Source organism: Mesorhizobium sp. M0051, assembly GCF_040323235.1.
Lineage (GTDB): Bacteria > Pseudomonadota > Alphaproteobacteria > Rhizobiales > Rhizobiaceae > Mesorhizobium.
This window is the reverse complement of sequence record NZ_JAMYUT010000012.1, coordinates 57,450-75,672: the sequence shown is the minus strand read 5'-3', so window position 1 is coordinate 75,672 and position 18,223 is coordinate 57,450. Positions and strand designations below refer to the sequence as shown.

At 59.9% G+C, this 18,223-nt stretch carries 13 protein-coding genes and 8 pseudogenes; 10 read left to right on the top strand and 11 right to left on the bottom strand.

Going from position 1 to position 18,223, the window contains the following annotated elements; genetic code table 11:
* Positions 1 to 31 precede the first annotated feature (31 nt).
* The gene (locus tag NKJ90_RS14765; protein WP_352486215.1) at positions 32 to 1,234 is read right to left on the bottom strand and encodes an ABC transporter substrate-binding protein; all 1,203 of its coding nucleotides are present in this window, start codon (positions 1,232 to 1,234) and stop codon (positions 32 to 34) included.
* A gap of 134 nt (positions 1,235 to 1,368) precedes the next feature.
* On the opposite strand from NKJ90_RS14765, the gene NKJ90_RS14760 reads away from it, so the two are divergent.
* Both NKJ90_RS14760 and NKJ90_RS14755 read left to right on the top strand, forming a co-directional pair.
* The gene (locus NKJ90_RS14760; protein ID WP_352486214.1) at positions 1,369 to 1,539 is read left to right on the top strand and encodes a hypothetical protein; all 171 of its coding nucleotides are present in this window, start codon (positions 1,369 to 1,371) and stop codon (positions 1,537 to 1,539) included.
* A gap of 795 nt (positions 1,540 to 2,334) precedes the next feature.
* Positions 2,335 to 2,730 (top strand): hypothetical protein, encoded by a 396-nt coding sequence (locus NKJ90_RS14755; protein ID WP_023759950.1) that lies wholly within the window; start codon positions 2,335 to 2,337, stop codon positions 2,728 to 2,730.
* Between the two features lie 278 nt (positions 2,731 to 3,008).
* Here the strand turns inward: NKJ90_RS14755 and NKJ90_RS14750 are convergent, their stop codons facing one another.
* Positions 3,009 to 4,319, bottom strand: coding sequence for a PRC-barrel domain-containing protein (locus NKJ90_RS14750; protein ID WP_352486213.1), 1,311 nt, complete (start codon positions 4,317 to 4,319; stop codon positions 3,009 to 3,011).
* Positions 4,320 to 4,515: 196 nt separating this feature from the next.
* Positions 4,516 to 4,971 (bottom strand): annotated as a pseudogene (locus NKJ90_RS33520) (hypothetical protein); the annotation flags it as partial.
* A gap of 278 nt (positions 4,972 to 5,249) precedes the next feature.
* Here NKJ90_RS33520 and NKJ90_RS14745 point away from each other — a divergent pair.
* Positions 5,250 to 5,605, top strand: a pseudogene (locus tag NKJ90_RS14745) (transposase); the annotation flags it as partial.
* Between the two features lies 1 nt (position 5,606).
* Here the strand turns inward: NKJ90_RS14745 and NKJ90_RS14740 are convergent.
* The 3 genes and pseudogenes from NKJ90_RS14740 to NKJ90_RS14730 all read right to left on the bottom strand — a co-directional run.
* A pseudogene (locus tag NKJ90_RS14740) lies at positions 5,607 to 5,723 on the bottom strand (transposase); the annotation flags it as partial.
* A gap of 155 nt (positions 5,724 to 5,878) precedes the next feature.
* Entirely contained in the window at positions 5,879 to 6,349 is a 471-nt protein-coding gene (locus NKJ90_RS14735) for a GNAT family N-acetyltransferase (protein WP_352486212.1), read from the bottom strand.
* A gap of 198 nt (positions 6,350 to 6,547) precedes the next feature.
* Positions 6,548 to 8,283: pseudogene (locus NKJ90_RS14730) on the bottom strand (adenylate/guanylate cyclase domain-containing protein).
* A gap of 403 nt (positions 8,284 to 8,686) precedes the next feature.
* Between NKJ90_RS14730 and NKJ90_RS14725 the strand changes: the two are divergent.
* From NKJ90_RS14725 to NKJ90_RS14710, 4 genes and pseudogenes are all read left to right on the top strand, one after another.
* Positions 8,687 to 9,073 (top strand): hypothetical protein, encoded by a 387-nt coding sequence (locus NKJ90_RS14725; protein WP_023759945.1) that lies wholly within the window; start codon positions 8,687 to 8,689, stop codon positions 9,071 to 9,073.
* Positions 9,070 to 9,372, top strand: a pseudogene (locus NKJ90_RS14720) (RES family NAD+ phosphorylase); the annotation flags it as partial. The gene NKJ90_RS14725 and the pseudogene NKJ90_RS14720, both read left to right, overlap by 4 nt.
* 241 nt (positions 9,373 to 9,613) lie before the next feature.
* Complete coding sequence (locus NKJ90_RS14715; protein ID WP_352486211.1) at positions 9,614 to 10,228, top strand: NAD(P)H-dependent oxidoreductase; 615 nt, start codon at positions 9,614 to 9,616, stop codon at positions 10,226 to 10,228.
* Between the two features lie 312 nt (positions 10,229 to 10,540).
* Positions 10,541 to 11,031 (top strand): annotated as a pseudogene (locus NKJ90_RS14710) (glutathione S-transferase family protein); the annotation flags it as partial.
* Between the two features lie 182 nt (positions 11,032 to 11,213).
* Here the strand turns inward: NKJ90_RS14710 and NKJ90_RS14705 are convergent.
* A complete protein-coding gene (locus tag NKJ90_RS14705) occupies positions 11,214 to 12,314 on the bottom strand; it encodes a nucleotidyltransferase family protein (protein WP_352486209.1) in 1,101 nt (366 codons plus the stop codon).
* Between the two features lie 289 nt (positions 12,315 to 12,603).
* Between NKJ90_RS14705 and NKJ90_RS14700 the strand changes: the two genes are divergently transcribed.
* On the top strand, positions 12,604 to 12,939 hold the full coding sequence (locus NKJ90_RS14700) for a helix-turn-helix domain-containing protein (protein WP_352486208.1): 336 nt from the start codon (positions 12,604 to 12,606) through the stop codon (positions 12,937 to 12,939).
* Positions 12,932 to 14,179 (top strand): type II toxin-antitoxin system HipA family toxin, encoded by a 1,248-nt coding sequence (locus NKJ90_RS14695; RefSeq protein ID WP_352486207.1) that lies wholly within the window; start codon positions 12,932 to 12,934, stop codon positions 14,177 to 14,179. The genes NKJ90_RS14700 and NKJ90_RS14695 overlap by 8 nt, the downstream gene beginning before the upstream one ends.
* A 182-nt stretch (positions 14,180 to 14,361) precedes the next feature.
* Here NKJ90_RS14695 and NKJ90_RS14690 read toward each other — a convergent pair.
* The 3 genes and pseudogenes from NKJ90_RS14690 to NKJ90_RS14680 form a co-directional block, all read right to left on the bottom strand.
* Positions 14,362 to 14,489 (bottom strand): annotated as a pseudogene (locus NKJ90_RS14690) (helix-turn-helix domain-containing protein); the annotation flags it as partial.
* A 356-nt stretch (positions 14,490 to 14,845) separates the two neighbouring features.
* On the bottom strand, positions 14,846 to 15,526 hold the full coding sequence (locus NKJ90_RS14685) for a peroxiredoxin-like family protein (RefSeq protein WP_352486206.1): 681 nt from the start codon (positions 15,524 to 15,526) through the stop codon (positions 14,846 to 14,848).
* A 277-nt stretch (positions 15,527 to 15,803) separates the two neighbouring features.
* A pseudogene (locus NKJ90_RS14680) lies at positions 15,804 to 15,989 on the bottom strand (IS6 family transposase); the annotation flags it as partial.
* Positions 15,990 to 16,000: 11 nt separating this feature from the next.
* On the opposite strand from NKJ90_RS14680, the gene NKJ90_RS33515 reads away from it, so the two are divergent.
* Entirely contained in the window at positions 16,001 to 16,306 is a 306-nt protein-coding gene (locus tag NKJ90_RS33515) for a hypothetical protein (RefSeq protein WP_502904909.1), read from the top strand.
* Positions 16,307 to 17,017: 711 nt separating this feature from the next.
* Here the strand turns inward: NKJ90_RS33515 and NKJ90_RS14670 are convergent.
* On the bottom strand, positions 17,018 to 18,106 hold the full coding sequence (locus tag NKJ90_RS14670; RefSeq protein ID WP_352486205.1) for an NAD(P)H-dependent flavin oxidoreductase: 1,089 nt from the start codon (positions 18,104 to 18,106) through the stop codon (positions 17,018 to 17,020).
* Positions 18,107 to 18,223 lie beyond the last annotated feature (117 nt).

Sequence of the window (18,223 nt, the reverse complement as noted above, 5' to 3'; positions counted from 1 at the left end):
CTCTGCGGCAATCCGCTTCAGTGCAGTTGCGTCAATCGACTTGAGCGACGAAGAGCGTCTCGAACTTGCCGTCGCGGTATTCCGTGACCACCATCGGGACCGAAAGCTGGCGCTTCTGGCCAAACGACGTCATTCCGACATAGGTCAGCTTGGCATCGCCCTTCAGATAGGGATTGGGTGCCGAGAAAGTGTCGATCGTCTTCTTGAACTCTTCGACATTGTTGATCGCGGCCGGGTTCGCCTTCAGCGTCTCGATGATGTATTCGAGCGCGTAGACCTTGGTGTTGGACTCGTCATTGTATTCGCCGAACATTTTCGTATAGCGGTCGACGAACTCTTTCATCATGTCGGACGCGATTTCGGGCGTCGATGCGCCGCCGACTGAGATGAAGCCGTTGGCCAACTCGCCCGCGCCCTCTTCCAGCACCTTGGCATCCTGCGCCGTTTCGGTGGAGATCAGACCTTCGTAGCCGAGCTCGCGCGCGGCGCGGATCAGCAGCGGCGCATTGCCGGGCGCGACACCCGAAAGCACCAGCAGGTCCGGTTTTTGCAAAACGATCGGCGTCAGTACCGGGGTGAAATCGCGGGTATCGTTTTGGTAGACGTCCGTGGCAGCCACAACCTCAAGCCCGAGCGCCTTTGCCGCGGCAACACCGCCATCCCGCTGGCTCAGCGGATCGGATTCGTTGGCGGCGACAAAGGCAACTTTTTTCACGCCCCTGTTTTCCTTGAGATATTTGTAGATCGCCGGAGCTGACTGGTAGTTGGCGATCATGCCGAGCACGGCATTGGACGCCGGCGGGGTGTAGAGTTCCTTCGGGAATGCGTAGGGAAAATAGATGATGCCCTTGGATTCTGCCACGGGGCGCACCGCCGCCGCGCCGTCGTCGACATTCGGACCGACGACATAGTGGATGCCCTCCTGGGCCATCTTCTCCATGCCGGCGATCGCCCGCTTCGGGTCCTTCTGATCGTCGAAGGTAACAATTTTGATGTCATACGTCTCGTCACCAATCTTCACACCGCCGGTTTCGTTGATCCAAGCGGCGCGCGTCTGCATCGAGCGGACGTTGGATGTGCCCCACGCAGCGGCCGCGCCACTCGTGACGCCGACAAAGCCGATCTTGAGTTCCTTGTTCGCGGCGTGCACCGTGATTGTGCCGCCGGCCATGATTGCCAGCGCAGAGACGGCGCCGAGCGCGGCGAATGTGATTATTGAACGTCTATTGATCATTGTTCTTTCCCCTTTGGAGGCCGCGCATTGTTGCGACAGAACTCGACCGATACGCGACTTTTGTGAGTGAAGGCTCGAATCTATTATTTGTCAACAAAAGTTTTACAGATTGTTGACAATCTGTAAGGTCGTAGATGAAGTCCGCATCCGATGCGCTGCTGCAATCGATCGACCTGGCGGTTCGCAGTAACCTGCTGATTTTGCTAGCCAACTTAGCCACAATCGGTGACTCGAACTATCACAAATCCTGGCCGCTGCCTGCTCTTTCCGATAGGGACACCAGTGCTGTGACGGTCGAACATTAGAACCGCTTAATAACATCTCCACTAGCACTACGCAGGCGATTTGGTCCGCAGTGAGGGGCGGATGGGGTTAGGTTGCCCACTAGCATCTACCCCACAGTTCACAAGGGCTTCCACTGGCACTGTGGCGGCGATTGGCTCTCGTGGAAATTCCCCACCCACTAGCACTGCGGCGGGCGACAAAGGCCTCCACTGCCACTGTGAAGACGAACCCATACCACCAGGATGGTGAAGGTGATTTCCTCGCCGGCCGACAACGGCCCCTAAGATTACGCAGACCTACCGACCGGCGGCTGTTCTCCCAGCGTTGCGGCTGCCCTTTCTCCTTCCAAGCGATGGAGGTGGCGCACTGGCCGGTCGGCGCCGAAACAACGAACGAAAGCCCGAATCGTTCCGAAAGACCGCTGCAATTCCCCAACACAATCGGTTTGCGAGATCTGGTCGAGGGCGAAGGCGGTTAGCACTCCGACGCGGCATGCGAGGCAGTTGTGTCAGCAGTTCCACTCCGGTCGACAGATAGCCGGAATGCACTGCGGCCGATGGATTTGCAAGACTGTTCGGCCTGGACGTCGGGGTCGGAGGGCCGACTGGATCAGGCGGTTTTGCGGGTCCGCTCGACATTCGGCACCGGCCAAATGCGGTCGCTCTGTATTAAACTTGGCCCCAAGCCGGTGTCGAGACTCGCCGCCGATCGAGTAATTCTTTGATCATGTTTGGTCGAAAAGAGGCGAGTGGGATGGTTGTGCACAAACCAACTGATCAATTGCAATCCTGATCTTCTTGGGAGCAAATCTTGGCATGGCGGCGGAAGAGCTGGACGCGCTTGTTTTCGGGATGGCGGTCGACGGCGTTCGTGCGCTTCCCGTTGGCTTCACCGAAAAAGTCGCAGAAATCGCCAGCAGAAGCCACGGCGTCCTGCTTTTCGATTTGCGCATCGATGGCGACTTGGAAATGCAACGGATCGCCGCCATCGAATATCCGAGCAATCAGACAGGCATCCTGGCGCTGGACAAGCAGGGCTCGGTGATCAGCCATTGCATGGTCAATGGGACTTTCTCCACCTTTATCGCTCCGTTGGCGGACTGGAACACTCTGCCGTTGCCCATGCAGGCCAGGACGAGTATCACCGGCCCGGCAAGCCTCTTCATCGGCGCTTTACGCAACGCCGGATATATCCCGCGCGGCAGGCCCTGACCCGAAGTTTAGTTCGACGAGCATGACGGGCCAGGGTTCATCCTCAAGATCGGGGCCCACCGTGGACGGTCGATCGCCGTGACACTCAACGACAACCTCGACTATTTCGGCCAGACCGTGAATGTCGCCGCGCGCGTCCGTCCTTGGCAGAAGTCGGACAATGGATGCCGCAAGTGCTACGACGGTGGAAAAGTCACGGCACTGCTACCCCTCTTGGCGTAAGAGATCCGGCGAGCGGAGCCAAATAGCGGCTGTACTCGCCGGGGCGCCTATTCTAGCTACCGCACGACCATTCGCTGCTGGTCACGCCTCTGTGCATAGCTGCCCTTGTCATAGGCGGCCTGTGCCTGGAGCTGTTCCTTGGTGAATGTCGTGTACAGATACTTCTTGCCATTCTTGTCGGTCATGAATTTCAAATTGTCCATGCCGACCGCCACTTCCTTCGAACCTATGCCAAGGAAGCCGCCGACATCGACGATCACCGCGTCGGGCTTCTTGTCCGGCGTCAGCACGACATCGCCGATCTGGCCGACCTTGGCATCATTGGCACCGTAGACCGTCGTGCCCTTCAGATCGTCACCTCGGATTTCCCCAATCGGCATCTGCTTGAGCGTGGACTTGTCGATTGCCCCGGTCGTTGTCTGGTCAGGTGCCGTAGTGGCCGCAGGGGCCGCGGCCGTCTTGTTGGCGGGAGCGGCGGCAGGGGCCGTGGTCACGGCTGGGGCGGTTGCAGCCGGCTGATTGGATGCCGTTGTGGCCGGTGCAGGGTCGTAGGCCTTGCGATTGAAATCCGGCTGCGCCTGCAACTCCTCCTTGGTGGTCTGCGCCACCAGCCAGCGGTTGCCGTTCTTCTCCGCCCACTGTGCCTTGTCGAAATCATAGGTGACGTTCTTGGTGCCCAGACCAAGGAAACCACCCACGCCGATAACCAGGGACTGCGCCTTGCCTTCCTTGGACAGAACGATGTCCTCGACCTTGCCGATATTCTGCGCGTCATCGCCCGTACCATTGTAGACGGTCTCGCCGAGAATGTTGGTGGCAAGGTTGCCATCGGCCCGCTTCACCGGCTCTGCCGGGGCGGTGTTCGTGGCGGGGGCCTGCGCGGTGGTGGTCGGCGCGGAAGCCGACGGAGCTTGCGTGGTCGTCAATGGTGCGCGCGGCGGCGCATAGGCGTTGCTGTCGAAGTCCGGCCGTGCCTTCAGTTCGTCCTTGGTCGTTTGGGCGACCAGCCAGCGGTCGCCGTTCTTCTCGGCCCACTGCAGCTTGTCGAAATCGAAGGCGACATTTTTCGTCCCTACACCCAGGAAACCGCCGACGCCGATGACGACGGATTTCGCCTGGCCGTTCTTGTCGAAGACGACGTCGCTGACCTTGCCGATATTCTCGGCATTGTCACCGGTGCCGTTGTAGACGGTTTCGCCGATGATGTTGGTGACGATGCTGCCCTCGGCGCGGGGTACCGGAGCGGTGACCGCGGGCTCCTGCGCGGATGGTGGGGCGGCAGGCGTCGGGGTGCTCGTGCTCTGCGCATACGCGCCTGTCGCGATCAATGTCGCGAGGGCGGTGGTGGCTAAAAGGGTGCGAATCATGATAGTCTCTCCTGTGCCTGATTTCGTATAGGCCGCGCGGCCCTGCGGGACATCGGGCGCGGCACTTCACGATTCACAACGTTGGGACAGCGCCGTTGTTCCGGCGAAACTCAATGGTATATTAGCCATCTCTCCTTCGCTCCTGCTATGCATTCCGCTCCTCGGAAAACGCTGTTTGACTTCCGCCGTAAGGCGTTGACGTCTTGAAGCGGATCAGCTCGCCATTTCCATTGCCGGCGTAGGCGGCGCATCGATCACACCGCGAACAAGTCTGGATCTGCGAAGGTTCCCTCGCCCAACTCGCGAATCTCGAAATTTTCAGTGTTATCGCGATCGGCTAATTCGGTTTGGCCATAAGACACGCCTGGAAATGGCTGCCGCCTGAAAACGCCGTTAGTCGGTTGAGCCCGAAATGATCACGCGACGCACCCATTCCAAGATTTGTTCCTGTTCGACAGTCGGACGCGAGTTGAAATCTTCGGGAAGATGCCACGCCAGACGTCTGCGTTCAGCCGGACCGATATCGTCGAGCCATATGTCCGGTCGCTGATCGTGCCCGATGCGGGAGCTTTCCTTTGAAGTACCCCTCTGGGAGGCTATACCGACGTTCAATCCGACCGAGAAGCTCGAAGCCGCGAAGTCGCGTCCCGATGTCCCGCCCTCATTTCCCAGACCGCAAGCCCGGCGGCGTTGCGCTGCCGGTCGGTTTCGTCGCTACGGCACTCATGGCGTCGGGCCAGAACGCCGGAATAGGGCGTTGCGCCCTTCGCGTCGGCGATCATCATGGCGTCCGGCCGCTGCGGCATGTTCAAGCGTGAGACGGGCATTCTTGTGGATGTTCATTCGGACCTTCCGGTGAGTGCTGCAGCTTGGTAACTCCAGTCTCCTCGGTCCGGTCCGAATGGACAACCCTCTGAAAGCTCACACCTAGGTCTCTCGACCCGCTCGGTCGATGACCTGGTCAAGGCCATGGGCATGAGCGGCATCTCCAAGAGGCAGGGCAGCCGGCTGTGCGAAGAGATCGACGGCAAGGTCAAAGCGTTCCTCGAAAGACCCATCGACGGCGACTGGTATATCTGTGGATCGACGCCGCCTACCTGAAGGTGCGCTGCGGCGGCCGCATCGTCTCGGTCACCGTCATTATCGCTGTCGGCGTCAATGCGGACGGCCGACGGGAGGTGCTGGGCATGGAGATCGGCACGTCTGAGGCCGAGCCGACCTGGACGGAGTTCCTGCGCAAGCCGACGGGCCTGCGCGGCGTCAAGCTCGTCGTCTCCGACGCCCATGGCTCTCCCGGTTGGCCAGCTCAACGCCCAAAACCTGGCGCCGGCCCTCCCAATCCACGCCGATCGCCACCAGCACTGCCTGGCTGGCGATCAGGCCCGCCTCGCGAGCCCGTGTCCAAAATGAAAATCAGGATGCCATCAATGGCTTGCGGATAGTTCACGGACGAAGTTCTCTTTCGTTCGAGATGGCCTGGTTCAATCTCCAGCATTCTCCTGCTGCCATACTGGCCGGAGCGAGTGCCGGCCGCGAGCGAGTGACCTTTGAGCCGTGGCTCAGAGCGTCTTGCTCATCATCAGGATTGGAACCGGAGCGCCGCCACGGTCATCGACGAATTTCTCGGCGGGTTGGTAGCCGCAGGCTCGATAGAGCGGCTCTCCTGCCATCGTGGCTGCCAGATCGGCACGGCGGAAGCCCTCAGCCTTAGCGGCACGTTCACAAAGTGAAAGGATAAGACGGCCGACGCCTCGCCGGACAAAGTCCGGATGCGTATACATGGCTCTGATACGTGCCGCGTCCGTGGCTGGATCAAGCAGTGCCGCGTTGCGTACCGGTAACTGATCGCCACCATACATGGTCGTGCGCCGGCTCCAGCCACCGCACCCTGCCAGGACGCGGTCGTGCTTCACGACGAAATAGGTGCCATCATCGATAAGCTGCGTGTCCAGCCCCATGATTGCGCGGCTGGATCGGATCTGGTCATCGTCGAGAAACGGTTTCTGGAGTTCGGAGATCGCTGCGTCCATGAGCGCAATCATGGAGGCGAGGTCCTCGCGTCGTGCTATCCGGTGCCGAAAGTCTTCACTAGCCATGTTCAAGCCCCCCGTGAGGCGAAACAAACGCTCGATATGGCGAATTTCGTTCCGTCAGAAGACCAAATGTTCGCTGCTGCGACAGGCTTGGGACGCCTGTCGACAGCAGGCCGAAGCTATAACTAATGACAGTCATGCTGGCAGGCCCGCCATGCGATAACCTTCCTCGATGTGCCGTCGCACGTCTTCGGCCGGGAATGCTGCGATTCCGACCAGTGCCGGATAGTGAAGTGCGGATTGCTCATCATGAACATTTTCGCCTCCCAGCGCGCTTCCTCCAAACGGCCAAGTTGCGCAAGGCTTGCTGCAAGCAGGCGCCGTGAAGTCGTGCGATAGGTTTCGGGCCTGCGCAGCGTTTGGATCGCGGATTCGTAGTCGCCCATGGCATATTGGGCCTGACCCAACATCCAATAATACCAACCGGGCGGGTGAGGGTTGAGTCGCAGTGCCCTGCGGACCTGGTCTATGGCTTCGGCAGGTCGGCCCTTTTGCGTCGTCAATTCGGCCCGCATAGCCCAAGCATCGGCGTGGTTGGGATCCAGCTCGTGGGCAGCATTGAATTCGGCATCCGATTCCGCCCAGCGACTCTCATGTCCCAATATGACGCCCAATACCCATCTGTTCCCGGCGTCGTTCGGATCGAGTTCGACCGCCAGCTGCGCTTCGGCGAGCGCTCTTGCGCGGTTGGGGTCCATCGGTTCATCCCAGAACTCCCAGCCCAGCCAGAGGTTGAGTGCCAGCCAACGGTGCGCCTCCGCGTATTCCGGGTCGAGCGCGATTGCGCGGTCCAGCAGCAAAATGGCCTCTTTCGCGGTAAGCGCCGTTTGCAGACCAAGGGCCCGGGCACGCACACAGATATCATAAGCCTCCAGGTTGCTCGGTCTGCTGCGCGCCGGCGCTGTGGTCAGGCGGCCAACCAGAGCCTCGACAATCTTGCCGGTCACCTCATCCTGAACAGCGAAGATATCTTCTAGGCTGCGGTCGAATCTTTCGGCCCAAAGGTGGTCACCCGCGATCGCGTCGATCAGTTGGGCGTTGATACGCACCCGTCCAGCGGCCCGCCGTGCACTACCTTCAAGAAGATGGCGAACGCCCAATTCGCGCGCGATGCGACGCACATCAACGTGCCTGCCTTTGTATGCAAATGCCGAGTTGCTGGCGATGACGAACAACTCGCTTGTCCTCGACAGATCCGTGATCAAGTCTTCGGTGAGGCCATCGACAAATGCCTCCTGCTCCGGATCATTGCTCATGTTCGTAAAGGGGAGGACGGCAATGGACGGCTTGGCGGGGAGCTGCAGAGGCGCTTTCTCTGCGAGCCCGCCATCGTCCGACGCGGTCGACAACGAGATCCGGTAGACTGACACCGGTTCGGTGACGTTCTTGATCGCTTGCGGACCAAGTTCGTCGAAGCCGCAATCGAGCTTCCGCTTGACTTGGTCGTAGACGCTGCCGGACACAAAGACATCTCCTGCCCCGGCCATTGCCTGGAGCCGCACTGCGACAATGACGCCGTCGCCGAACAGATCGCCGTCCTCGACGACGACATCGCCCAGATTGATGCCGATATGCAGGTTGATTCTCCGGTCGGCGGTCACACCCTCGTTTGCGGCCGCCATCCGCTTCTGAAGGTCCACGGCGCATGACACGGCGTTCACGGCGCTTCCGAACTCGACCAGAACGCCATCACCCATCACTTTTACAATACGGCCTTTACGGTCGCGCACGAGCGGTTCGAGAATTTCCTTCCTCCTCCTCCTTAACGCGGCCAACGTTCCTTGCTCGTCCACGTCCAGAAGTCGACTGTAGCCCACCACGTCGGCAGCCAATATGGCGGCAAGGCGGCGTTGGGGGCGTTCTTCGGCCATTTCGCGTTGCTTTCATTGAAAGCAGAAAAGCGAATTTTATGCCGACCATTTCAAAAGTCTATCAGGTTGACTTCGAGGCTCGATCGCCAAGCAGCTACATACGGTCATCGCAGCTGTCGATTGTCCCCACTTGGGCTACGATTTGCCCTTGGGCTCGTCTTGGAGAAGGTCAGCAAGGAGTCAGTGCCGAGTGCCGTGAATGTCGGGTAGGTGTTGACCCGGCCATATCCGCGTCTGGTAGACGGAAAGCGCTAGTAAAGTGACCGAGATGGAGCGTTACTGCGGTTAGCAACCGCTGAATAATGGGGAAGGACAGCAGTGCGCTGCAAGGGGTCAGGCCTCCGTTCATTTGCTATGCGTTAAAATGTGCATATATTGTGCAATGAGAGGTCGGAGAATTGTCATGGCCCATGCACAGCTAGCACATTCCACAATGATCTCGGGCTTTGTCGACAGCCTGCAGGAACCGCGCACCCCATATATCTCGCCGAGGCGCCTGTCGCAGGCGCTGGGCGTCAAGGTAGCCAACCTGGCGCAGTTGACCGGCGTCCACCGTAACACGCTCCGCAATCCATCATCGGAGCGACTGCAGGGTCGGCTGCGTGAGATGGTGAAGGTGATTTCAGCCGCGACGGAGCTCACCGGCGACGTCAACAAGGCGATCTACTGGTATCGCAATGAACCGATCGCCGACTATGGCCATCGCACGGCGGCCGAGCTCGTCGCCGGCGGCCAGGTCGAAGCAGTCCTGGCCTTCATTCGGGATCTCGAGAATGGGGCGCGCGGGTGAAAGTCACCCGAGTCGGGCCGGACGAGATATTCCATCGCTATCTGACACCCAAATGGGCTTTCCTGCCCACAAGCGGGGCAGGAGCAGCGATCGACGGCGGGCGATTCAATCGGCCCGGCGTCGAAGCACTTTACCTGTCCCGCGCGCCTCAGACGGCGTTGGAGGAATACAAGCAGGGCGCCAGCATCACCCCGCCCGCCACCCTTGCCGCCTACAAGATCACGCTTTCCGAGGTCGCCGACCTATCGCACCGGTTCGACCCAAATGTCTGGGACAGCGCCTGGAGGAAATGGGATTATGCCTGGCGCCAGATCGCCCGACGGATGAACCCAGCGAAAGGATACGTCGCCGGCAGATGCGCTGATCTGCACCGATCCGATCCTGGCGACAACGGCAGCGCTACCTTGCCGTCATCGGCCATCAACGAACATTTATCTGTCGTTCTCTCGTGGTATCGACAATGTCGGCACGCCAACCAAGGCGAGGTAGCTCGGGTTGCCCGTCCTTCAATTCCTGCGCCTCTCAGCCGAGGAGTAAACGGTGCGCATCTTCTCCGTCATAGCCCACCCGCGTGCCAACAGCTTTTGCCACGCAATTTCTGCACGCGTTCGCAACGCGCTGATCGGCGACGGCCACGCAATCGAACATCACGATCTCTATATGGAAGGCTTCGATCCGTGCCTAACCGCGGAAGAGGCCTACACGGTCGGCGACACGCTGGAAGAAGCGCTTTCACGCGCCGAAGATCGCGTTTTGCTCCAGCACCGGACGCAAGTCGCGAATGCGGATGGTTTACTGATCGTCCACCCGAACTGGTGGGGGAAGCCACCTGCAATTCTGGCGGGATGGCTCGATCGCGTTCTGGTTCCTGGTGTTGCCTATCGCCTGAAAACCGCGGATGGGTTGCCCGAAGGCCTCCTCTCGATCAAGAAAGCCATTATTTTCAATACTTCCGATACCGATGCGACGAGAGAGGTGAATGATCTCGGTGATCCGCTCGGACTGATCTGGGGACGATGCGTCCTCCCATATTGCGGGGTTCTGGAACATGAACGACATGTGTTCAGGCCAGTTGTCGGCAGTTCCGAGGAGCAACGGGAGAACTGGCTCGAGGAGGCCACTGCCAAATGCCGGACCACGTTCGGGGCAAGTTGAATGTAATTAAATCCGATCCGTCCGCAATTCGGTCATAACCGTGCTCGCCGGAATTTCGGCTCCCGTCCGCCTCGGGCCTAGGCACGCGGCGCAGATCCTGATGCCGGCGACGTATCCTTTCGCTGGACTGGTCCGTCTTAGCTGTTGATGGGCGGTCATCCCAAAGTCGCCCTCCCAAACGTATTGGAACAGGACACACCATGAAATGCTGGTGGAGGCTTGGCGCAGCGAGCCGCAAAGTTTCGGGGGTCAGTATCGTGAAACGCGCCATCGTTCGTCCTTGGGACCGAAACAAAGATATCAAGAGAAGCGATGACCGCCATCATTACCGTCTTTGAGCGGTCGCCCGATGGCGGCAAGGGACTGGCGCGTGATACGCGCGTTCGCTGGGCGCTGGACGAAGTGGGCCAACCTTACGAGGTTCGCCTCGATTCGTTCAAGGCGATGAAGGAACCGGCGCATCTGGCGCTTCAACCTTTCGGGCAAATTCCGGCCTACGAAGAAGGCGATCTCCGGTTGTTCGGGACCGGGTCGATCGTGTTCCATATCGCGGAAACGCCATCCGGGCCTGTTGCCGGACGATGTAAATGCCCGGGCGCGCGCCATCACCTGGATATTCGCCGCGCTCAACACGTTGGAGCCGCCGATCCTTAGACTTGTAACCGCCAAGTTCCTTGAAGGCGACAAGCCTTGGGCGGCGCAACGCCTGCCTCTCATCCAGGATCGCATCCGCAATCGGCTTGGCAATTATCCCGACGTCTTGACAAGGCCAACGGCTCGACGGTGCGTTCAGCGCAGGCGACCCCGTGAAATGCCTAATGTTCCGGACATCACGCCAGTCTGCCTTTTATGCGATTTTGGACGGACACACGGCGAACAGACCTTAACAGCTACGGTATACTCCCTCGTACCCGATGCTGATCCACGAGGGTCGTCCTCAATCCCAAGTGATAAGGGCGGCTTTCGGGCCTCGCCCTTTTTCCGGCTACGACTTCACGGCGGCCGGGTCGAAGCCGTCCAGCTCCTCGCCGATCTCGAAAAGGGCCTTTCTGACTGTGTCCTCAACTTCCTGTCGTTTCTTCGGCGGCATCAGGCCCAGCCCCTTCAGCATCGCCTCGCGCCAGTGCTGCCCCCTGCCCCACGCTTCCGAGAACACTGTTGCAAGGTCGTCCTTGCGCCGGGTCGCCTCCAGTGCCTCGACAAGGAGGCTGGCCTGATAGACGTCTTTTTCGCGCTTGGCGACGCCATTTGCATCTGATTGCCTGCGAGAGGCGACGATGAGCTTGTGAACTGCATACCGTTCCGGCGACGGCACGGTTACAGGCACCCCTGACCGATGCAGCATCACGGTCCGGATGGGCTCGTGGATCAGAAAATCGAGGAAACGCAAGGGCTGCGCCGAAGCTCCCCCTAGTGCTGGCATCGGACTGGCATGGTCGGTGAAGTCATCGGATCCCCGGTTCGGCGTAAGGAACTCGACCTTGTATCGCGTTGCATTCTCGAATTGCGTCGTGTGTCCGGGATCCGATCTGTGGGGGATTTCCCTGAAGGTTGGGTCAATCTCTCTCAAGATTTCCAGGATCGGCGGCAGGCTGTCTTCGACTGACGACGAGATCGAGTAGTGCTGCGCGAAATCGGCATCGCCGGTTTGCAATGAAGCGCCTGGCAACCTTACACCGAGATGTCCTGCATACGTCTGGAAGGCAACCGTACCAACGAGCACGCCTCTTAGGTGGAAGATTCCTGCTGCTCCCATGGCTTCAACGACATCGCCAGTGAACCGGTCCGGAGCAGTCAGCATTGCTTCGCGAGTCAGCGTGGAGACGAGTTTCCGTCGGCCGCGGAGGTCTTCCTTAATCTCTTGGAAGGTTTCAACGCGTTTCGCGATCTCGGGGTCGTCGGACGGGCCGACATACTTCCGCGTTTTCTTGGGTTGGGTTTCCTCAAAATACCAATAGCCCCGCCCCTTCACCGGCACCCGGACAAAATTTCCCGCCGTGGAGAAGTCGGTTTCGAACGATGCATCAAGGCAGCGCTGAACAAGTTCCGCATACATCGTGCGATAAACGAGATCGACCGTCTTCATGCGTCGGCTCCGTTATAAGAAAAATGAGTTTCTCTTATAACGGCATGAGCTCAAGCGATGCAAGCGACGTTATAAGAAAATTGCCGAAATCTTATAACGCTGCCTTCCGCGTTGACGGTCGCCCAGCGAGCCCGCGGACGTGAAAACCACGGTCGCCGCGATCGCCGACGTTCGGGGGGTCCCCGGTGGATGCCGTCATGACGATCGAACCTTCGCTCTCTACTGGGGTATAGAAAGATTGTAATCTTCGTGCTACATATCCGCTCAATCTGTAGTGCGAAGGTGTCAAATGCCCACTCCACACAACCCTCCTGCTGCAGTGCGGCGCGCGCTGCGCAAACTTGGGGCGGACATCCATGATGCCCGTCGACGCCGACGGCTGCCGATGGCGGTCGTAGCCGAGCGCGCCTTCACGTCTCGCTCGACACTGCAAAGAGTCGAAGCTGGCGACCCCAACGTCAGCGTCGGCATTTATGCCGGCGTCCTGCAGGCGCTCGGCCTGCTCGACGGCCTGAGCCAGGTCGCCGACATCAGCAACGACAGCGTCGGTCAGGCGCTCGCCAGTGCCGACCTGCCTAAGCATGTCCACCTCAGGCGGCCAACCGGATCGTCCCGCGATGACTGACTTCGAGGTCCATGTCGATTTGGACGGCCGCACACGCCCGGTCGGACTGGCGAGGAGCAATCGCGTCCGGGGCATCGAGACCATCCTCTTCGAGTATGACGGCGCATGGCTTGAGGACCCGGACCGCTTCTCCCTGGAGCCAGCCCTTGCTCTGACCCGTGGCGCCTTCGCCCCTCCTGCCGGTCTTGCGACATTCGGCTCCATCGGTGACTCAGCGCCTGACACCTGGGGCCGGCGCCTCATGCAGCGCGCCGAACGCCGTCTCGCCGATCGGGAAGGCCGCGCGGTTCGCACGCTTGTAGAAAGCGACTACCTCCTTGGAGTGGCCGATGAGACCCGGCTTGGCGCACTCCGATTCCGCTGGGTCGGCGAAGAGATTTTCCAAGCGCCGATCCGTGCCGGCGTTCCTGCCCTGATCGAGCTTGGCCGATTGCTCCAGATCGCCGAACGGGTTCTCCGGGACGAAGAAACGGATGAAGACCTGCAGCTCATCTTTGCCCCAGGCTCCTCCCTTGGCGGTGCCCGCCCGAAGGCGTCGGTCATCGACCAACATGGTCACCTCTCCATCGCGAAATTTCCGAAGGAGACCGACGACTACAGCATGGAGACCTGGGAAGAGATCGCGCTGCGGCTGGCCGGACAGGCAGGTATCGCCACCCCTCAGCACGAGCTGATCGACGTCGCCGGCAAGGCGGTCATGCTGTCGCGACGCTTCGATCGTGACGGGGCGATCCGCACCCCGTTCCTGTCGGCGATGGCGATGACGGGCGCCAAGGACGGCGAGCGCGGCAGCTATCCGGAGATCGTCGATGCTCTCGCTCAACACGGCGCTCAGGGAAAGACGGACGCCCATGCCTTATATCGGCGTGTCGTCTTCAACGTGCTGATCTCCAATGTCGACGACCACCTCCGTAATCACGGTTTCCTGTGGCTTGGAAAGGCGGGTTGGTCTCTCTCGCCGGCATACGACCTCAATCCCGTTCCGACTGATCTCAAGGCCCGGGTACTGACGACGAACATCGATCTCGATGAGGGCACCTGTTCGCTCGATCTGCTGGAAGCCGCGTCGGAGTTTTTCGCGCTCACACTGCCGCAAGCCCGCGCAATAATCAAAGAAGTCGCGACCGTGACCGCAACCTGGCGCGATACCGCCAAGGAGGTCGGCGCCCGCCCAGCCGAGATCAACCGCATGGCCAGCGCCTTCGAACACGACGATCTCAAACGGGCGCTGGCGCTATAACGAGGACATTCCTGCACAGCTTCGAGCCAGCCAGCGCCAGTCCGATCACCGGCGCCACCGTCGAGGGTGCATGGAACAGACGATGAGTCCGCGGACGAAATCCCGATTTGAGAAAGCCGTGCAGCATCAATGGCATGATGGTGCATGATTTTGGATTTGCCGAGGAGCAAGTTCGGGCGATCCTACATGATCCCCCACGCCCGGTAGCGCCCCCGGGCCGTCACCTCCCGGATGCCGAGTTCGGCGACCAGGTCGAGCGGGCGCGCTGGCTGATTTTCAGCTCGGCCGCGATCAGTCCGGCCGAGGCCATCTCGGCGAAAGTGTGGAGGATAGTGTCGCTTTACAGTAATTATGAGAATCGCTTTTCAATCAATTCAGTTGGTCAGCTGTGCACTTAATTTGAGAACGTGCACTTGAGTTGATAATCATGCCGGCCGTCGGCATTTGATTTGACCAGCGTCTGCAGCGTAACGGGATTTAATTTCCAGAAGACAGTGTATAAAGGTCAAAGGATTAATGATCTTTCCGCTGATGCGATTGCAGTTAACTTGAGAATCTGGCGTCCAATATTCTCACGATTAAATGCCAATCCTGAACCAAACCGGCGCATTCTTACAATTAGGTGCCAAGCGACACGAGTTTTCAGCAGCCCATTTCAGCAGCTGATTAATGTGTGAGTTGGGAAGCTGCTGATATCAATTCCGCGGGATTCGGCGCCCGGCATACATTTTGACCTCCCTCTTCGGCTTCTGTGAAGCTCCAGCGCACAACGCCTTCCCGATCGAGCAGGAACTCGCCGATAAGCGGCATGTGACCGGCGATCATAATCTGCTGGTCGGCCTCCGTAATTTCATACCCGTCCTTTTTTTCGAGAAAGTCGCCCGCCGCAGCCGGGTTCATCGGTTCGGGCAACTCCCCCGCCAGATCGATCCGCATTGTCGTGACCAGGTCCATTCCGACTTTGTGCGGCCATTCGGTTTCATTCTCCGTCAACTCGACGATGGGTAAACCGAAGGCGCGATGCGAAGTCCCCTCCGGATCGGATGCGCTAAGAAGATTGGGTAGCGGATGGTAACGGAAGTAAAGCCGCGCACGTTCGACCGGCGTCTTGACCACTGCGAGACATTCGACGCCCTTCTCCTTCAGGGCCGGGTTGAGCTGCGCCATCGCCGCGACATGGCGCCGGCAGAACGGACAGTGCAGGCCTCGAAACAATCCGATCAGTAACGGGCTACGGCCTCGAAAATCATCGAGCGCGATCTTGCCTTCGCGCGAGATCGCGTCGAGCATAATATTCGGTGCCCGGTCGCCCGGCTGCAGCGGGCGGTCGACATTACTCGTGGACATGGACAACCTCCTCGCCCGGATCAGTCAAGAAGAGGCAACACGCCCAGCGCTTCGGTGTTGAGTCCGTGCTGGGGGCGCAAACCTTCCTGCGCCGGGCAAAATGGCGTTCGGCCTCTGCCATAACGCCGAGGTCGAAATTACGCGCGTTGCAAGCCCATCATAACACGAAAAAAGCATCTGCGTGTCGCCCGTGTGACGGTGCTCGAACCCCGCCAGTATTTCCACGCATGCGACGGCACCGTAAAGTTATCGCTCGCAGGGTAAAGTGGTGGCGTCCTCATCCAAGTTTCATGCCAGCAGTGACGTGAGTGATTTCGCGCCAAGTTTCCGTGGCAGCGAAGCGCAGTTCACGATGGTCGGCGGATCGTTCTCGTCGTCGTATCGGCTGGTGCGAGTTCTCCGCTCGGTTGTTCAATCCCTTGTGCCGGCGATGTTCGACCTGCGGCATGATCTCTCGACCAGCCACAGCGGATCATGAAGCGCTTCAAGTCATCCGGCCAACTTAAGCGGTTCGTTTCCATCCACGATCCGTTTGCCACCTGTTTCACTTTCCCCACCACGCTCTTTCACGTAAGAGCCGAGCTTGTCGGTGATCATCACGCGCGGTGCATGACTCTGCTTTTCAGCAGTTTGCGCATCAGCCGCTTTGCAGCCTTGGCATTTGTGCTGGGGATCGTTCACAGCGGGATTCTGGTTAAGCGTCTGCGTGCTCTGGTGCTCGGAGCGCTTGTTGTTATGGCCGCCGTGCGCTTTGTGCCGCTCGGCGCGGTCCTATTCTAGTCGGGAGCGCAGCGACGATGCTGGCGCTGTGGCCGCTGGCCTACGAGATGTGGCGACAATCAGGAGAGCGGCGCGCTGAGCAAACGCCAACCGTGGCAGGCTGATCACACCGTGAGGTGCGAGCTTGATCGGCGGGAGCGAAATCAAACTTTGATACCCCGGAGACCGTCTTTACGCCGCTCTCGGCGCTATTTGGGCTACCGTTACGAAACGCGTGATGCCGCCCTATGCCGCCCTTGGTCAGCCGCCTTCGCCTCATCGATGCGGTGAACTTGAGCCGGAAATACGGTGTGGATGCTTCCGGACGTCGCACAAATGGGGAGCAGCCAATCCCGTGAGCTAAAACCGCGCCTATGCGGCCCGACGTGCCCCGCAGTGCTGTCAGCCGCCCGTCCGCGCGGCTTCATCGACCGAAGGAAATTCCCCACCCAGCCAAGCACTCGGTAGTGCACTCGATGTTGGCCCAGCGGATGATCCTGTCACGGTCGCGTTGACCTGAGATCGGGTAATTTCGAGCGCGTTCATGAATTCGGGGGTCGCAGTCGGCTGTCGGAACGCAGTGGTGAGTTCGGGTCAGGGCGAGGAATATCCCTCAGGTGTGGTAGCTCTAACTGCTCTGATTGAGTGCGCCAGGAGCTTACTCACAGCCGCTAGACGCCACACCATCTGACCAATGGCGACCCCCCGAATTCTAACCTAGAGACTGCCTGGTCAGCCAAGCCGATCGGGCACCTGCAGCCCCATCAGTTGTGTCGCATCCGCGGTCCATTTCAGCGTCAGTTCTCTCGCCGGCAACTGTTTGCCAAGCGCGGCCGACTGTCCGGCCCACAGCGGCGAGAAATCCCCTGACCCCGATGCCTCGGCCTTGGTCCTGAGGGGCATCACGGCGGAGGTTGCGAGCGGGAAGTCCGGGATGCTGGCGCCCATCGGTCCCATTTCACGCATGAAGCGGTTGACGATAGCCCGTGCCGGACGCCCGGTGAACACGTTGGTAAGTGTCGTCCCGTCATCGTGCGCATATGCCAGCGCGCTTTTATGGACCGCGCTGGCCAGAGATTCTGGACAGCGCAGGTAGGCGGTGCCGATCTGCACTGCCGACGCGCCGAGCATGAAGGCGGCGGCGATGCCGCGCCCGTCGGCAATGCCGCCCGCCGCGATCACCGGCACTGCGACTGCATCGGCGATCTGCGGCACCAGCGCGAATGTGCCAGGCTGACTCAAAATATCCGAGCCAAGAAAGACCCCGCGATGGCCTCCTGCCTCCGCGCCTTGCGCGATGATTGCGTCGCAGCCGCGCACTTCGAGCCATCGCGCCTCTTCGACGGTCGTCGCCGAGGCAATCAGTTTCGCGCCGGTGGCCTTCACCCGCTCCAACAGGTGCAGTTCCGGCAGGCCGAAGTGGAAGCTAACCACTTTCGGTGAAAGTTCCTCGACGATGGCGCATCCCGATTCGTTGAAGGTAATGGGGGCTGGACCGGAGGGAATCGCATCGGCGTCGATGCCGAACTCGCTGTAATAAGGCGCGAGGCGCTTGCGCCAGGCCGCTTCGCTATCCGCATGGACAACCGGCTGCACGTGGCACATGAAATTGAGGTTTAGCGGCCGGCTGGTGCGTTGCCGGACGATACCGAAGTCAGCGCGTATCTTGTCGTCGGCCAGCATGGCGCATGGCAGCGAGCCGAGCCCGCCCGCTTCGCAGACCGCGATCGCCAGTTCAGGCCCGGACGAACCCGCCATCGGCGCCTGCAGGATCGGCAGCTCGATGCCGAAAAGATCAAGGATGCGTCGGTTCGGCCACATAGCAATGTCCCCGTCCACCAGTATGACGGTTTTTTGGACACGAGATCAGGCTACCATATCCGTTGCCCAACTTCCATGCGTTGAGATAGCCAAGTGCCAGCGCAGCGTTTGCAGAAG

Coding starts and splice junctions, on each gene's coding strand:
- NKJ90_RS14695 (WP_352486207.1), top strand. CDS start 12,932: ATGACTGACTTCGAGGTCCATGTCGATTTGGACGGCCGCACACGCCCG.
- NKJ90_RS14705 (WP_352486209.1), bottom strand. CDS start 12,314: ATGAAGACGGTCGATCTCGTTTATCGCACGATGTATGCGGAACTTGTT.
- NKJ90_RS14700 (WP_352486208.1), top strand. CDS start 12,604: ATGCCCACTCCACACAACCCTCCTGCTGCAGTGCGGCGCGCGCTGCGC.
- NKJ90_RS14685 (WP_352486206.1), bottom strand. CDS start 15,526: ATGTCCACGAGTAATGTCGACCGCCCGCTGCAGCCGGGCGACCGGGCA.
- NKJ90_RS14760 (WP_352486214.1), top strand. CDS start 1,369: ATGAAGTCCGCATCCGATGCGCTGCTGCAATCGATCGACCTGGCGGTT.
- NKJ90_RS14750 (WP_352486213.1), bottom strand. CDS start 4,319: ATGATTCGCACCCTTTTAGCCACCACCGCCCTCGCGACATTGATCGCG.
- NKJ90_RS14765 (WP_352486215.1), bottom strand. CDS start 1,234: ATGATCAATAGACGTTCAATAATCACATTCGCCGCGCTCGGCGCCGTC.
- NKJ90_RS14670 (WP_352486205.1), bottom strand. CDS start 18,106: ATGTGGCCGAACCGACGCATCCTTGATCTTTTCGGCATCGAGCTGCCG.
- NKJ90_RS14725 (WP_023759945.1), top strand. CDS start 8,687: ATGGCCCATGCACAGCTAGCACATTCCACAATGATCTCGGGCTTTGTC.
- NKJ90_RS14755 (WP_023759950.1), top strand. CDS start 2,335: ATGGCGGCGGAAGAGCTGGACGCGCTTGTTTTCGGGATGGCGGTCGAC.
- NKJ90_RS14735 (WP_352486212.1), bottom strand. CDS start 6,349: ATGGACGCAGCGATCTCCGAACTCCAGAAACCGTTTCTCGACGATGAC.
- NKJ90_RS33515 (WP_502904909.1), top strand. CDS start 16,001: ATGAAGCGCTTCAAGTCATCCGGCCAACTTAAGCGGTTCGTTTCCATC.